This is a genomic window from Pseudomonas sp. GV085 (genome assembly GCF_003050925.1).
Lineage (GTDB): Bacteria > Pseudomonadota > Gammaproteobacteria > Pseudomonadales > Pseudomonadaceae > Aquipseudomonas.
Genome location: NZ_QAOV01000003.1, coordinates 119,873 through 136,055, shown reverse-complemented (window position 1 = coordinate 136,055; position 16,183 = coordinate 119,873). Strand labels below are relative to the sequence as shown.

10 protein-coding genes are annotated in these 16,183 nt (G+C 60.2%); 3 read left to right on the top strand and 7 right to left on the bottom strand.

The features are described from left to right. Window positions 1-8 precede the first annotated feature (8 nt). On the top strand, window positions 9-773 hold the full coding sequence (locus C8K63_RS31200) for a methyl-accepting chemotaxis protein (protein ID WP_371920743.1): 765 nt from the start codon (window positions 9-11) through the stop codon (window positions 771-773). Window positions 774-890: 117 nt separating this feature from the next. Here C8K63_RS31200 and C8K63_RS07830 read toward each other — a convergent pair whose 3' ends face one another. The 5 genes from C8K63_RS07830 to C8K63_RS07810 form a co-directional block, all read right to left on the bottom strand. Continuing rightward, complete coding sequence (locus tag C8K63_RS07830; protein ID WP_108216200.1) at window positions 891-1,493, bottom strand: DUF924 family protein; 603 nt, start codon at window positions 1,491-1,493, stop codon at window positions 891-893. Window positions 1,494-1,496: 3 nt separating this feature from the next. Continuing rightward, on the bottom strand, window positions 1,497-2,507 hold the full coding sequence (locus tag C8K63_RS07825; RefSeq protein ID WP_108216199.1) for a class 1 fructose-bisphosphatase: 1,011 nt from the start codon (window positions 2,505-2,507) through the stop codon (window positions 1,497-1,499). Between the two features lie 305 nt (window positions 2,508-2,812). Next, the gene (locus C8K63_RS07820) at window positions 2,813-4,186 is read right to left on the bottom strand and encodes a DUF3999 domain-containing protein (protein WP_108216198.1); all 1,374 of its coding nucleotides are present in this window, start codon (window positions 4,184-4,186) and stop codon (window positions 2,813-2,815) included. Further along, window positions 4,183-7,374: a DUF2339 domain-containing protein gene (locus C8K63_RS07815; protein WP_108216197.1), complete on the bottom strand. Its 3,192-nt coding sequence runs from the start codon at window positions 7,372-7,374 to the stop codon at window positions 4,183-4,185. Before C8K63_RS07815 ends, C8K63_RS07820 begins: the two co-directional genes overlap by 4 nt. A gap of 162 nt (window positions 7,375-7,536) precedes the next feature. Next, window positions 7,537-9,987 carry a glycogen/starch/alpha-glucan phosphorylase gene (locus tag C8K63_RS07810; RefSeq protein ID WP_108216196.1) on the bottom strand — a complete coding sequence of 817 codons (2,451 nt, stop codon included), beginning with the start codon at window positions 9,985-9,987 and terminating at the stop codon, window positions 7,537-7,539. 255 nt (window positions 9,988-10,242) lie between these two features. Between C8K63_RS07810 and C8K63_RS07805 the strand changes: the two genes are divergently transcribed. Continuing rightward, complete coding sequence (locus C8K63_RS07805) at window positions 10,243-10,680, top strand: YkgJ family cysteine cluster protein (protein WP_108216195.1); 438 nt, start codon at window positions 10,243-10,245, stop codon at window positions 10,678-10,680. A gap of 192 nt (window positions 10,681-10,872) precedes the next feature. Here the strand turns inward: C8K63_RS07805 and typA are convergent, their stop codons facing one another. Together typA and thiI are read right to left on the bottom strand one after the other, a co-directional pair. Continuing rightward, window positions 10,873-12,693, bottom strand: coding sequence for a translational GTPase TypA (gene typA / locus C8K63_RS07800; protein ID WP_046041316.1), 1,821 nt, complete (start codon window positions 12,691-12,693; stop codon window positions 10,873-10,875). Between the two features lie 139 nt (window positions 12,694-12,832). Beyond that, on the bottom strand, window positions 12,833-14,287 hold the full coding sequence (gene thiI, locus C8K63_RS07795; protein WP_108216194.1) for a tRNA uracil 4-sulfurtransferase ThiI: 1,455 nt from the start codon (window positions 14,285-14,287) through the stop codon (window positions 12,833-12,835). A 329-nt stretch (window positions 14,288-14,616) separates the two neighbouring features. Here thiI and glnA point away from each other — a divergent pair, with 329 nt between their 5' ends. Then, a complete protein-coding gene (gene glnA / locus C8K63_RS07785; protein WP_008002929.1) occupies window positions 14,617-16,023 on the top strand; it encodes a type I glutamate--ammonia ligase in 1,407 nt (468 codons plus the stop codon). Window positions 16,024-16,183: the final 160 nt, after the last annotated feature.

Genomic DNA, 16,183 nt, shown 5'->3' with positions numbered 1-16,183 from the left:
ATTCGTCGATGTTCAACTCCGACCAGCAAGCCTCGCGCACCAGCAGCGTGGCCGCGGCGATCAACCAGCTCGGTGCCGCCGCCCAGGAAATCGCCCAGAACGCCGCCCTGGCCTCGCAACATTCCAGCGATGCCCGCAGCCTGGCCGAAGACGGCCAGCAGGTGGTGGATAAAACCATCGCGGCGATGCAGCAGTTGTCGGCCAAGATCAGCGATTCGTGCGGCAACATCGAAACCCTCAACAGCAACACGGTCAACATCGGACAGATTCTGGAAGTGATCACCAGCATCTCCCAGCAGACCAACTTGCTGGCACTGAACGCAGCCATTGAAGCAGCACGTGCCGGTGAGGCCGGGCGTGGTTTCGCGGTGGTAGCCGATGAGGTGCGCAACCTCGCTCACCGCACCCAGGACTCGGCGCAGCAAGTGCAGACGATGATCGAAGAACTGCAGGTCGGCGCCCGGGCAGCGGTGGGCATCATGACCGACAGCCAGCGCCAGAGCGAAAGCAGCGTCGGCATCGCCAACCAGGCGGGCGAGCGCCTGGACAGCGTCACCCAGCGCATCGGTGAGATCGATGGCATGAACCAGTCGGTCGCCACTGCCACTGAAGAACAGACGGCTGTGGTGGAGTCGATCAACGTCGACATCACCGAGATCAACATGCTGAACCAGGAAGGTGTCGAGAACCTGCAGTCGACCTTGCGTGCGTGTGCCGATCTTGAGCAGCAGGCGGCGCGGTTGAAGCAGTTGGTCGGAAGCTTCCGGATCTAAGGCGCTGTTGAAGGCCCCTTCGCGAGCAGGCTCGCTCCTACATTGGATCTCCAGTGCGACAAAGATCCCTGTGGGAGCGAGCCTGCTCGCGATGGCGGCATCAGCTACAACAAAAAATCAGAACCGAGAGCCCGGTTTCGACAGAAACTCGAGTTCCTTAGCTGTACTCTCCCTTCCCAACACCGCATTGCGATGGGGAAACCGCCCAAACTGCGCAATCACCCTCTGATGCCGCTCGGCATAGTCCAGGTAATCGCTGAACAGCGCCCGATCGATTTCCGGTTGCTGCGCCACCAGCTCGATGTAGCGCGAGACACCTTCGTTCTGCACCGCGAGGTCTTCGCTATGCTCGAACACCAGGTAGATGAACACCCGCTGAATCGGCTGCAACTGCCGGTCGTAATCCGCGGCAATGCCTTGGGCTACCAGCTTCTGCGCCCGGAGATCGCCTGCAAAGGCTTTGGGAATATCGCGAAAGATCATTCGCGGGATTTGATCGAGCAACAGCACCAGGGCCAGCCAACCTTCGGGATGTTGCATCCACTCGGTCAATCCGCCGGCCAGTGCCTGCTCGGTCCAGTCCCCGAAACGCTCGCGCGCTTCGAGGTCCTGGCTGTCGCGCTTGCCGAACCACAACTTGCGCTTCTGCGCCGCCACTTCCCTCGCTGATTCGGAGCTTCCGAACCACCAGTCAAGCAACGGCTGCCAGGGCGCGGTCATGGTTTATTCCTTGTGGTAAGCCGTGACGCGCGCAACTTCTTCTTTCGAACCCAAGAACACCGCAACACGCTGGTGCAGGCCTTCCGGCTGGATGTCGAGGATGCGCTGGTGGCCGTCGGTGGACGCACCGCCCGCCTGTTCCACCAGGAACGACATCGGGTTGGCTTCGTACATCAGGCGCAGTTTGCCCGGCTTCGACGGCTCGCGGCTGTCGCGTGGGTACATGAACAAACCGCCGCGGGTCAGGATGCGGTGCACGTCGGCCACCATCGCGGCGACCCAGCGCATGTTGTAGTTCTTTTTCAGCGGACCGGTCTCACCTGCCAGCAATTCGCCAACGTAGCGCTGTACCGGAGCTTCCCAGTGACGCTGGTTGGACGCGTTGATGGCGAATTCCTGGGTGGTTTCAGGAATGGTGATGTCTTCGTGGGTCAGCACGAAGCTGCCCATTTCACGGTCCAGGGTGAAACCCTTCACGCCGTGGCCCAGGGTCAGGATCAGCATGGTCTGTGGACCGTAGATCGCGTAACCGGCGGCTACTTGCTGGGTGCCTGGCTGCAGGAAGGCCTTTTCATTCAAAGGTTCGTTCTGGCTCAGGTATTCGTTCGGGCAACGCAGTACCGAGAAGATGGTTCCGACCGGCGCGTTGATGTCGATGTTCGACGAACCGTCCAGCGGGTCGAATACCAGCAGGTACGCACCTTTGGGGTATTTGCCCGGGATCTGGTAGGCATTGTCCATTTCTTCGGACGCCATACCGGCCAGGTGACCGCCCCATTCGTTGGCTTCGAGCAGGATTTCGTTGGAGATCACGTCGAGCTTCTTCTGCACTTCGCCCTGGACGTTTTCAGTGCCCATGCTGCCCAGAACGCCACCCAGGGCGCCTTTGGACACGGCGTGACTGATCTCCTTACAGGCACGCGCCACCACTTCGATCAGGAAGCGCAGATCGGCAGGAGTGTTGTTGCTGCGGGTCTGCTCAATCAAATAGCGACTCAAGGTAACGCGGGACATGGAAGGCTCCGGAGGAATGGGGGGGGCTAAAAACCCGCGCAGTTTAGCGCGAGTCGGGGCGCATTTCCTCCTATCAGACGTGATCGGCCGAAGAGAGTTCATGCGCGGGGATGAGCGTAGTTGGAAATGGGCTGGATGTGAGCTCGGGTTAAAGAGGCAAATTCGGTATTTTTGTTGCATGAACTAACGCTTTCGCGAGCAGGCTCGCTCCCACAGGGGAATCTCTGCCAGACTCAAAAGCTGTGCCTGGCAAAGACCAAATGTGGGAGCGAGCCTGCTCGCGATTGGGTGCGCAGCACCCACTTTCAGGATTTGGCAGTAGGCTTGCGCAACAAACTGAACGCCATCGCCGCCAGGAACAAGACACTGAGCAACAACACCGCCCACAAGCCGAACTTCTTCCACTGGGTGTCCGTCGTCGCCAGCGTTTTTTCTGTCGATGCATTCGAGACCACCGCCCCGACATCCACCATGGCCCGGCCCAGGGTCGCCAGCTTCGCCGGGCTGTAATCCGGAATCAGCGTCGACAGCGGCAAGTTCGCCGCCTTCGCCGTCGCATTCCCCACGACCAACGTGTAAGGCCCCGGCCCGCGCGCCAGGAACACCAGTTGCGTGGCGCGCACGGCAAACTTCAGCGTCGGCGCCTGATCACCCAGGCCACCGCCGCGTTCGTCTACGGTCAGTTTCAATTGCTGGACGATTTGCCCTGACAACGGCAATTGGTTTTGCACCACGTCCTCACCGTTCTGGGTCAGGCGATAGAGCAAACCGCTGCCCAACGGCTGCCATGGCAGGCTGCTGTCGCGCCGACCGGCCAGGCTCACCGGCGCCAGGCTGCCGGGCTGGCTCAGCTCGACCTGCACTCGCTCGACATTCAGCCCCATCGGCAACTGCCAGGTGTACTCACCCGCCTTCGTGCTGCTGCCGGCCAACGCCTGGGACCAGACCAACGACAGCGGCAGGCTGCGGGTACTGGCGCTTTGCAGTTGCGCCGAAGTCAGCGTCGGTGCCGAATGCGGTGTAATCCACAGCAAACGCAGGTAGCGCGCCGACTGGCCCGGCAGGTTGACTTCATGCTGCTCGACCCGCTCGTCGGCAAAGGTCAGGCGCGCCACCTGCCCTTCGCCCCAGAACTGCCAATGCTGTAAATCGTCGCTGGCTTCGAGGGTGAAACGCTGGAAGCCGTCGCGCTCGCTGGTCCAGTCGAGAATCAATTGCTGCAACGGCGCCTTGATCGCGGAAGCGTCGAGCAACCAGCCGCGCAACTCCTCCTCACCCGCCTCCAGCTGACTGGAGGGCTGCACCTCGACCAAGGTGCCGTTGGCGCTCGATTGCACCCGTACGCTCGGCGCGGTTTCAGTGGCGTCCACCGAGTTGTACAGCGCAAACCTTTTCACCTCGTTCAAGGTGCGCGTTTCACTGCTCTGCGCCGACTGCCGGGCCAGGGCATAAGCCTGAACATCACCGACGGCGTTGAACACCCGCAGATCGCTCAGGTCGGCCTGGCGTGCATTCAGTTGTACGTTCAGGGGCAGTTCAAGGCGGTACCAAGGGCCTTCGCCCGATACCGACAAGGGCACTTGGGTGGTGAAATCCGCCGGTTTTTCCTGGGCAACCGCCGACAACACCACACCCATGGCAACAGCGCCCAGCCACCCCAGATTCAGCTTCTGACTCAAGATGACACTCCTTCGGATTCCGCGAGCGGTTTCCCGGTATCCGGCACAGCGTCGACGCGCTTGGGCGGCAGCGGGGCGAAATAGCCCACCACCAGCAGCAACACGCCGACTCCGATAAACGACACGATCCGCGCCAGCCCGCCGCGATTGCTCAATTCGACAAAGAACAGCTTGGCCACGACCACGCCGATCAAGGCGGCACCGATCAGCCAGACTTCGCGGCGGCGACGCAAATGGCCGCCGATCATCAGGCTCAGGGCCATCAGGGTCCAGACGATGGACAGGCCGGCTTGCACCCGCATCGACTCCAGCAACAGATCCAGCTCGAACGGCACCCCGCTCCAATGGTGCGCCGTGCGCATCACCAATGCAGTAAAGAACACGAACAGCGAGGCGCCGGTGACCCCTTGCGTGGCGATGGCGACGTAATCCTCGCGGACCGCCAGTTGTGTCATGGCACTGCGGGACCAGACATAGACGCCGAACAGCGCGAACAACAGGCCGAGCTCCAGCGGGTTGATCAATGGCACGTAGGGCAGTGGCTCGGCGTTGCCGTCACTGGCGACATTCGCCAGCCAGAACCAGCCGAGCATCAGCAACGCCAGTGGTGCGGCGGCGTATACACGGTATTCCCTCGAATATGTCGACACCGGCCAAGGCCACACGCGAGGTGCCGCCATCGACACCAGATACAGACTTGGCAGAATCGCCCAGCCCAACCAGCGCCACGCGTTGTATTGCTCGGACAACACCAGCAAGCCGTAACGCAGTTGCAGAGCCAGCACCCCCATCAACAGCCAACAGCCGAGCACATGGGCGACGCTCAGCACGCGCGCCGGCAGCATGGGCGCCAGACGCCGCAGGGACATGAAATGCACGACGAACACGGCGGCCCACGCCAGCCAGCCGAAGTTGGCCGCCGGGTGATAACGCGAGTGCCAGGCCGCGAGCAGTACCAGTGCCGCCGCGGGAATCAACACCGTGCCGAGTATTCCCAGTGACGGCCATTTCAGGCGCAGCGCCAACACCGTCCACAGCGCCACACTCACGGCAGCGATGCCCAACAACAAAGTCGCCTGCATCGGCAACGGCGCAAAATGCACCACTTCGATGACCCAGGCCAACGCCCACCAGCCTGCGCCCCACACCAGCAGTGCCTGGGACAATCGCAACAGACTCAGCCCTTCGAACGCTCCGAGCGAACGACCAATCTGCAAACGCCAAGCCCCGACCATCGCGGCCAGTCCCAGCACCAGCGGCGCCCAGAACCCGCCATGGGCCAAGGGGATCCCCCCTTCACTGAACTGCGGCCCCGTCGCCAGGAACAGCGTGCCACCCAACAGTTGCACCGCGAGCGCGGTGAACACGAACGTGCGCGATGGCAGGCGCAGGCCAACCAACAACGTCAGCGCCCCGGCCAAGGCCCAACTGATCACCGTGCCGTGACTGAAGAAAAACAGCGGTGCCAGCAAATAGAGAAACGCCAGCCCGATGCAAGCCAGGACTGGCAGGCCTATCAGCTCCCAAGGCCTGATCTGCTCCGGCAAGGCTTTGCGTAACTGGTAGAAGCTGAACAACAACGCGACACCCAACAACAGCGCGCCTAATGGCACACCGTCGAGCAGGCTGCTCTCGCTGCTGTGCAACTCGCTGAGAAACGCCAGCGCCGACCCCAGTTGCAGGAGCAAGGCAAAGGCCCGGGCCAGGGGCCTTTGCTGACGCAGACCGAGCCAGAAGATCCCCGCGCCTTCCACCGCCCACGCCGCCGTCGTCCAGCGCGCATCGAGCCCCAGCGGAATCGCCAGACTGGCGAAGATCACCCCCAAGGCCAGGCAGGTTTCCCCCAGCAACAGCGTGCGCCCGGCCATCAGCCAACGGGCGAGCCCCATGTAAATCATGCCCAGCGTCAAGGAACTGAACGCCGCAGCGAATTCCAGATGCTGCACCAGTGCGAACTGCAAGCCGAAACCCACCAGCGGCGGGCCGAACAGCAGCGTGCCGTCGACGTAGTCACCCTTGCGCGCCGACCACTGCAGCAGCGCCTCGCGACTGTTCTCTGCCGGTGCATCGCTCATCGCCATCAACTTGCGCCGGGCGTACAACAGACCAATAGTCAGGTACATCAGGAAAAACACCATCAGGAACGGCTCGGTGCTCCACAGCAACTCCGGCGAGTAGGAGCGCAGGCCCCAGGCGAAACCGATGCCGAAGGTGCCGGTGAACCCGATGACATTCAACAGCCGCCAGGCCTTGAACCAGGCAATGGCGAGGATGCCGGCGTTGAGCAGGGCAAAGTAACTGAACAGCGCGACGTGGCTGCCGGCGCCGGTGGAGGCCAGGATGGGCGCGGCGAAGCCACCCAGTGCGGCAGCGGCGGCCAGCCCCAGGGAGTCCTGGGTAATGGCGAGAATCGCCGAACAGATCGTCACCGCCACCAGCAGGCCAAACGCCGCCGAGGGATCGAGTAACGGATGCAGGCGCATCGCGGCAAACACTGTCAGGTACAACACGGCGATCCCGGTGCCCTGCAGGATCAACGCGTAACTGTTGTTGCGTGCTCGCAACCACCAACCCAATCCGAGCAACCCCAGGGCTGCCGCCGCAACGCCTGCGTAGCGCAACTCAAGCGGCACCACCACGCCTTCGGTGGCGTAGCGCAGCAAAAAGGCCAGGCCGAGGAACAGCAGCACCACGCCGACCCGCAAGACGGTATTGCCACCGAACAACCAGGCACGGGCGCGGCTGATGGCGCGGTCGATGAGGTTCGGGCCATGCGGGGGGATAGTCGATTGAGCTTCGCGAGCAGTCGGCTCGGGTTTCCAGGCATCGGCGATTTCGCTGGCCGCTGCGGGGATTGGCTCGAACTCGGGCGGCAGTTCCCAGATCAATTCCGGGGCTGTAGCAGGTGTTTCATCAAGGAGGGCTTCAGGCGATACCAGCGGTTCACGGGTTTGCGGCGCCTTGACGCCTGATGCTTCAAGCACTGCCAGCCGTTGCTCGACTGCTTGCAGCGCAACCTGTGCCTGTTCCAGCAAGCGCTGCTGCTCGGCTGCCCGAGCGTCCATGCGAGCCATGCGAACGGCCTGGCCGACACCCAATCCGAGTAACGCGCCCAGCAGTGCATCACTGAATGACTCGTCGAGTATCCAGCCGAGCACCAGCCCGATCAGCATGAAAATCCATTGCATGGTCGATATCCCTAAGCTCAATCCCGAAAGATTAGCGTAACCAGCGCCCAAAAGATCGCAGCCTTCGGCAGCTCCTACGCGATCCTGTAGGAGCTGCCGAAGGCTCGGGCCGCGTTCGGACGATCTTTTCCGGCGCGCCAGTATATCCACCAGCCTGAAGACTTACTCCAGCGCCTTCCAGATCTCCGTGGCGTACTCGCGAATGGTCCGGTCCGACGAGAACCAGCCCATCCGCGCCGTGTTCAACACCGCCGAACGCCACCACTGGTTCGAATCGTGCCAATGGTCTTCGACGCGCATCTGTGCGTTCCAGTACGAGTCGAAGTCGGCGCAGACCAGGAAGCGGTCATAATCTACCAACGAGTCGATCAGGTTGGTGTAACGGGACGGATCATCCGGCGAGAACACGCCGCTGCGAATCGCTTGCAGCACATCGTTGAGACGATGGGAGGCGGCGATATCCGGTGCCGCATTGAACTCATGGTTCTGTTTGCGCGCCTCGACCTGCTGTGCGCTGAGACCAAAGATAAACATGTGCTCGGTGCCGATGCGCTCGCTCATTTCCACGTTGGCCCCGTCCAGGGTACCGATGGTCAGCGCGCCGTTCAGGCCGAATTTCATGTTGCTGGTGCCTGACGCTTCGAAACCGGCGGTGGAGATCTGCTCGGACAAATCCGCCGCGGGAATGATGCTCTCCGCCAGGCTGACGTTGTAGTTGGGCAGGAACACCACTTTGAGCAAACCGCGCACGGTCGGGTCGTTGTTCACCACCCTGGCGATGTCGTTGGTCAGTTTGATGATCAGCTTGGCCTGGTGATAACTCGCGGCGGCCTTGCCGGCGAAGATTTTTACCCGTGGCACCCAGTCGATTTCCGGTTCCGCGCGAATCGCCTGGTACAACGCCACGGTGTGCATCAGGTTGAGCAACTGGCGTTTGTATTCGTGGATTCGCTTGACCTGCACGTCGAACATCGCCGCCGGGTTGACCGCGACGCCCAGCCGCTCATGAATCAGGTACGCCAGGGCTTTCTTGCTGTGCAGGCGTTGCTCGGCAAATGCCTTGCGGAATGCATTTTTCTCGGCGAACGGCTCGAGGGCGAGCAAACGCGTTTCCGGGTTATCCAGCACTTCAGGCCCGAGGGTATCGACCAGCATCGAGGTCAGCTCGGGGTTGGCCTGGTATAGCCAGCGGCGGAAGGTAATGCCGTTGGTCTTGTTGTTGATTCGCTCCGGGTACAGCTTGTGCAGTTCAGAGAACACCGTTTGGCGCATCAGTTGCGTGTGCAACCCGGACACACCGTTGATGCTGTGGGAGCCGAGAAACGCCAGGTTGCCCATGCGCACCCGACGACCGTTGTCTTCCTCGATCAGCGACACCGCACGCAGCACGTCGAAATCATGGATGCCCTTGGCTCGCAGGGAGTCGATGTGCTGGGCGTTGATCAGGTAAATGATCTGCATGTGCCGTGGCAACATGCGTTCCATCAGGCCGACCGGCCAGGTTTCCAGCGCCTCGGGCAGCAATGTGTGGTTGGTGTAGGAGAGCGTATCGACGGTGACCTGCCACGCTGCATCCCACGCCACGTCATACACGTCGACCAGTTGCCGCATAAGCTCGGCCACGGCAATCGAGGGGTGAGTGTCGTTGAGCTGGATCGATGCGTGATCGCCCAGGGTCAGCACCGAGGTGTGCATGTTGCGATGGCGGCGCAGCAAGTCCTGCAGGGACGCCGCGACGAAGAAGTATTCCTGGCGCAGGCGCAACTCCTGGCCGGCTTCGGTGCTGTCCGCCGGGTACAGCACCCGGGAGATACTTTCGGCCCGGGCCACTTCGGCCACGGCGCCCAGGTGGTCGCCGGCGTTGAAACGCTCCAGGTGCAGTTCTTCCATGGCCCGGGCGCGCCACAGGCGCAGCGTGTTGACGCTCGCCCCGCGCCAGCCGACCACCGGCGTGTCGTAGGCAATGGCCCGCACGGTTTCCGCCGGGTGCCAGACTTGCCTGGACTTGCCGTTTTCATCGGTCACGGTCTCGACACTGCCGCCAAAGCCGATCGGGTACACCACCTCCGGCCGCTCGAACTCCCACGGGTTGCCGAAATCCAGCCAGTGTTCGGTCTGCTCTTGCTGCCAGCCATCGACAATCGCCTGGCGGAACAACCCGTGCTCATAGCGGATGCCGTAGCCATGACCGGCGATGCCGAGGGTCGACATACTTTCCAGGAAACACGCCGCCAGACGCCCGAGGCCGCCGTTGCCCAGGGCCGCATCGGGCTCCAGCAAACGGATGCGCTCAAGGTCGACACCCAGTTCGGTCAGAGCTTCGCGGGCCACATCGAGCAGGCCGAGGTTGCTCAGGCTGTCGAACAGCAGCCGACCGATGAGAAACTCCAGGGAGAGGTAATAAACGCGCTTCTGACCTTTGCGGTAGATCTGCCGCGTATGGTCCATCCAGTGCTCGACCATGTGGTCTCGGGCGGCCAGGGCAATGGCTTCGAACCAGTCATGGTCGAAGGCGTGATCCGGGTCTTTACCCACTGCATAAGTGAGTTTGGTCAAGACGGCGTCGCGGAATGCGGCCACCTCTGCTTCGCGAACAAGTGGTTCTTGAGTCATCGATAGGACCTCGAGCGAGCTTGAAGTTGTCTGAGCCTAGACGGTCTGACAGGCGGTAGAGGCTCTGGTTCGGCAGTTTTTCCAGTTAGTGCGAATCGGCTCGGCAATACATTGTCGTGTACCTGATTCAATGCAGGGGCCGTGCCGGATTAACGGCTTATTGGCCGGCAGTGAAAAAATCTGGCGAAAGGTTGTTCAAAAATCCACCAGTCCCGGTATTATCGCGCGCCCTGATGCACACGCTGGTAACAAACGATGATGAAGCCGAACCTGATCGCTGCCGCAGAGATCGACCGCCTCGATACCTGGGCCAAGTACTCTGCCCCGATGTGCGGCTCGTGCATGTCCAGCTGCTGCACCCTGCCCGTCGAAGTCAAGATCAAGGATCTGATCCGCATCGGCGTGGTCGATGAGTTCGAGCTGGGCGATCCGCCGAAGAACATCGCCAAACGCCTGCAAAAGGAAGGTTTGGTCGAGCGCTTCAACCAGAAGTCGGGAATCTTCACCCTCCAACGCATGAGCAACAATGATTGCCTGTATCTGGATCGTAAGAGCCGTCTGTGCACTATTTATGAAAAGCGCCCGGATACCTGCCGCAACCACCCGAAAATCGGCCCGCGGCCGGGGTATTGTGCGTACAAGCCCAAGGAAGTGGAGCGCGAGCGGAGTTCGCGGAGTATCGAGCGGTTCTGATGTTTCCTGGAGTTTTCGGCGGCTGATCGGCCGCCATCGCGAGCAGGCTCGCTCCTACATTGGAATGCGTTTCCCTGTAGGAGCGAGCCTGCTCGCGAAGGGGCCCGCACAAACACCGCACAAATCGCAGACAAACAAAAACGCCCCCGGCCTTGCGGTCGGGGGCGTTTTTTTGTCAGCTAACTAAATGACTTAGTTACCGGACTTCTTGGCAGCGCGGGTACGCTCGCTTTCGCCCAGGATCTTCTTGCGAAGACGGATGGACTTAGGCGTGACTTCACACAGCTCGTCTTCTTGTACGAATTCCAGAGCTTGCTCCAGAGTGAAGCGTACAGGCGGAACCAGAGCGATGGTTTCGTCTTTACCCGAAGCACGCATGTTGTCGAGCTTCTTGCCTTTGGTTGGGTTAACACCCAGGTCGTTGTCGCGGCTGTTCAGACCAACGATTTGACCTTCATAGATGTCCTGGCCGTGTTCGATGAACAGCTTGCCACGCGACTGCAGGGTTTCCAGCGAGTAGGTCAGTGCCTTACCGGTAGCAACCGATACCAGCACGCCGTTCTGACGGCCGGACATGTCACCGGACTTCATGGTGTCGTAACGGTCGAAGATCGAGGTCAGGATGCCTGCACCGGAGGTCAGGGTCAGGAACTCGTTACGGAAACCGATCAGACCACGGGCCGGGATGTTGTACTCAAGGCGCACACGGCCCTTGCCATCCGGAACCATGTTGGTCAGGTCGCCTTTACGGATACCGATCTGTTCCATGATCGCGCCCTGGGATTCTTCCGGCAGGTCGATGGTCACGTTTTCGTACGGTTCGTGCTTGACGCCATCAACCATACGGATGATCACTTCCGGACGACCAACACCCATTTCGAAGCCTTCGCGACGCATGGTTTCGATCAGTACCGAGAGGTGCAGCTCACCACGGCCGGAGACTTTGAACTTGTCGGCGGTGTCGCCTTCTTCAACGCGCAGAGCAACGTTGAACAGCAGTTCCTTGTCCAGACGTTCCTTGATGTTACGGCTGGTCACGAACTTGCCTTCTTTACCGCAGAAAGGCGAGTCGTTTACCTGGAAGGTCATGGAAACGGTTGGTTCGTCAACGGTCAGCGGCTTCATCGCTTCGACGTTCAGTGGGTCGCACAGGGTGTCGGAGATGAACAGCTGGTCGAAGCCACTGATGCAGACGATGTCGCCAGCCAAAGCTTCTTCAACGTCAATGCGGTGCAGGCCGTGGTGACCCATCAGCTTCAGGATACGACCGTTGCGCTTCTTGCCGTCAGCGTCGATAGCCACAACCGGGGTGTTCGGCTTGACGCGACCACGGGCGATACGGCCAACGCCGATCACACCCAGGAAGCTGTTGTAGTCCAGTGCGGAGATCTGCATCTGGAACGGACCGTCACGGTCGACTTTCGGCGCTGGTACGTTGTCGACGATCGACTGGTACAGCGGGGTCATGTCTTCAGCCATTTCGGTGTGGTCCAGACCGGCAATACCGTTCAGGGCCGAGGCGTAGACGACTTTGAAGTCCAGCTGTTCTTCGGTGGCACCCAGGTTGTCGAACAAGTCGAAGATCTGGTCCAGAACCCAGTCCGGACGCGCGCCTGGACGGTCAACCTTGTTGATCACCACGATTGGACGCAGGCCGGCTTCGAAAGCCTTCTTGGTCACGAAACGGGTTTGCGGCATAGGGCCGTCTTGAGCGTCAACCAGCAGCAGAACGGAGTCGACCATCGACATTACGCGTTCAACTTCGCCGCCGAAGTCGGCGTGGCCCGGGGTGTCCACGATGTTGATGTGGTAGCCGTTCCAGTTGATGGCGGTGTTTTTCGCCAGAATGGTAATACCGCGCTCTTTTTCCTGGTCGTTGGAGTCCATCACGCGCTCGTCGTTGAGCTCGTTGCGCTCCAGGGTGCCGGATTGACGCAGGAGTTTGTCTACCAGGGTGGTCTTACCATGGTCAACGTGGGCAATGATGGCGATGTTGCGTAGATTTTCGATCACTTGTGTATCTCGATCAGAGGATTCGGTGTGCTGACAAGTCTTGGCAGCGATTAACAGTAGCGTCCGTGAAAGCCGTTACAGCTTGACGGTGGCATCGGGGGGCCGGTGACGCAGGCCACAGGCAAACAGCCCCGGGCACTTAGCTCGGTCGATAAACGCGCACATTGGCATGCCCCTCACTGAGCAAATGGTGGGCATGCAGGCGACTCATCACGCCTTTGTCGCAATACAGCAGGTACTGGCGAGTAGGGTCCAGTTCCTTGAAACGAGCGTTCACTGCATAAAACGGCATCGTTTGTACCTCGATGCCAGCGAGCTCCAGCGGGTCGTCTTCAGCGGCATCCGGGTGGCGGATGTCGATGACGATCTGACCGGCCAGCGCTTCGCTGACTTCTTCAATCTGCAAGTCCTGGCCCAATTCGTCGATCACGCGATCGATCGGCACCAGCTTGGCGTTTTCGAGCGCACGCTCGAGTACCGCCATATCGAATTCTTTCTCTTCATGCTCGACGCGATAGCGCTTGGCCGCGGTCTTCGGATTGACCGAGATGACGCCGCAGTATTCCGGCATGTGCCGGGCGAAATCAGCGGTGCCGATTTCGTTGGCCAGGTCGATGATGTCCTGCTTGTGGCTGGCGATCAGCGGACGCAAGACCAGCTTGTCGGTCACACAGTCGATCACGCTCAGGTTCGGCAACGTCTGGCTCGACACCTGGGAGATCGCCTCACCGGTGACCAGTGCGTCGATGTGCAGTCGATCGGCAATTTGGGACGCAGCGCGCAACATCATACGCTTCAATACTACGCCCATATGACTGTTATCGACTTTGCCGAGAATTTCGCCCAAAACTTCTTCGAACGGCACACTGACAAATAACACGCGTTGCGAGCTGCCGTACTTCTTCCAGATGAAATGCGCGACTTCCATGACGCCCAGTTCGTGGGCACGTCCGCCCAGATTGAAGAAGCAGAAGTGCGCCATCAGCCCACGGCGCATGATCTGGTAGGCCGCCACGGTGGAATCGAAGCCGCCGGACATCAGCACCAGCGTCTGCTCCAGGGCGCCCAGCGGATAACCGCCGATGCCGTTGTGCTGGCTGTGGATCACGAACAACCGTTGGTCGCGAACTTCGATGCGGACTTCGATTTCAGGCTTTTTCAGGTCGATCCCGGCGGCGCCGCACTCGCGACGCAGCTTGCTGCCGACGTATTTTTCGACGTCCATCGAGCTGAACGGGTGCTTGCCCGCACGCTTGCAGCGCACCGAGAAAATCTTCCCGGCCAGCGCATCGCCGTAGTGCTGCCTGCACTTTTCGGTGATGTCGTCGAAGTCGCCCAGCGGGTACTCGTCGACCTGCAGAAAGTGCGCGATGCCCGGCATGCAGGTCAGGCGCTCACCCATCTCTTTCAAGGCTTTCGGGTCGGTGACGCGGGTTTCCAGCTCGAGATTGTCCCACACGCCGTTCACCACCACGGCCGGGTCCAGATCGCGGAGCACGGCGCGGATGTTTTTGGCCAACTGGCGGATAAATTTCGTCCGGACAGGTCGACTCTTGATGGTGATCTCGGGGAAGACTTTTACGATTAATTTCATGGAAACAGCGCGCGCAGGGCCTGCCGAAAAAGGGGGGCGCGGATTATAGCGGAAATTGCTCAAGGTTTAACCAGTTAATGTGCAGAAGGTTTGGCGCGCACCAAAACAGGTCATTTATTGGATTTGACGCCACATTACAGGGCGATATTTTCTGCTTTAAAGCGTAAAACAACCTCACAAGCGTGAATTTGGGGCAAAAAACCCATGCTGGGGCACTGGCATGCAATTTGCTCCCTTGTGAGGCAGGTTGCCTTGGCAGAGTATTCGCGCCGGCATCACCCACATTATAAGGGCATCCATTACTAGCCCGAAGCCACCCGGAGGACACTATGTCGAAGTCGGTTCAACTCATCAAAGATCATGACGTCAAGTGGATTGATCTGCGCTTCACGGACACCAAAGGCACTCAGCACCACGTGACCATGCCGGCTCGCGATGCGCTGGATGACGACTTCTTCGAAGTCGGCAAAATGTTCGACGGTTCCTCCATCGCTGGCTGGAAAGGCATCGAAGCTTCCGACATGATCCTGATGCCGGACGACTCCACCGCTGTTCTGGATCCGTTCACCGAAGAACCGACCCTGATCCTCGTCTGCGACATCATCGAGCCTTCGAGCATGCAAGGCTACGATCGCGACCCACGTGCGATCGCCAAGCGCGCCGAAGAGCACCTGAAAGCCACCGCTATCGGTGACACCGTATACGCCGGTCCAGAGCCAGAGTTCTTCATCTTCGACCAGGTGAAGTTCAAGTCCGACATTTCCGGCTCCATGTTCAAGATCTACTCTGAACAAGGTTCGTGGATGTCCGACCAGGACATCGAAGGCGGCAACAAAGGCCACCGTCCAGGCGTCAAAGGCGGCTACTTCCCGGTTCCGCCGTTCGACCACGACCACGAAATCCGTACCTCCATGTGCAACGCACTGGAAGAAATGGGCCTGACCGTCGAAGTTCACCACCACGAAGTGGCGACTGCCGGCCAGAACGAAATCGGCGTCAAGTTCAACACCCTGGTGAAGAAAGCCGACGAAACCCAAACTCTGAAATACGTTGTGCACAACGTAGCCGATGCCTACGGCCGTACCGCTACCTTCATGCCTAAGCCGCTGTACGGCGACAACGGCTCGGGTATGCACGTACACATGTCCATCTGGAAAGATGGCAAGAACACCTTCGCAGGTGAAGGCTATGCCGGCCTGTCCGACACCGCCCTGTACTTCATCGGCGGTATCATCAAGCACGGTAAGGCCCTGAACGGCTTCACCAACCCGGCGACCAACTCCTACAAGCGTCTGGTTCCAGGCTTCGAAGCTCCTGTGATGCTGGCCTACTCGGCTCGCAACCGTTCCGCTTCGATCCGCATTCCTTACGTGTCGAGCCCGAAAGCCCGCCGTATCGAAGCACGCTTCCCGGATCCGGCTGCCAACCCGTACCTGTGCTTCGCCGCACTGCTGATGGCTGGCCTGGACGGCATCCAGAACAAGATCCACCCTGGCGACGCTGCTGACAAAAACCTGTACGACCTGCCGCCTGAAGAGGCCAAAGAGATCCCACAAGTTTGCGGCAGCCTGAAAGAAGCCCTGGAAGAACTGGACAAAGGTCGTGCGTTCCTGACCAAAGGCGGCGTTTTCAGCGACGACTTCATCGACGCTTACATCGCCCTGAAAAGCGAAGAAGAAATCAAGGTACGTACCTTCGTACACCCACTGGAATACGAGCTGTACTACAGCTGCTGATCCGGTAGCGCCTGCGCAAGCGGCGTGACAAAAGAGAGGCCTCCTTCGGGAGGCCTTTTTTATGTGCACGATTCGATGGCTGATCTGTTTCCACAGGGGATTGAGGCGTCCGCCAGATCTCCGTGAATCATGCGCAAATGTTTAGCGACTTGGGCCAACC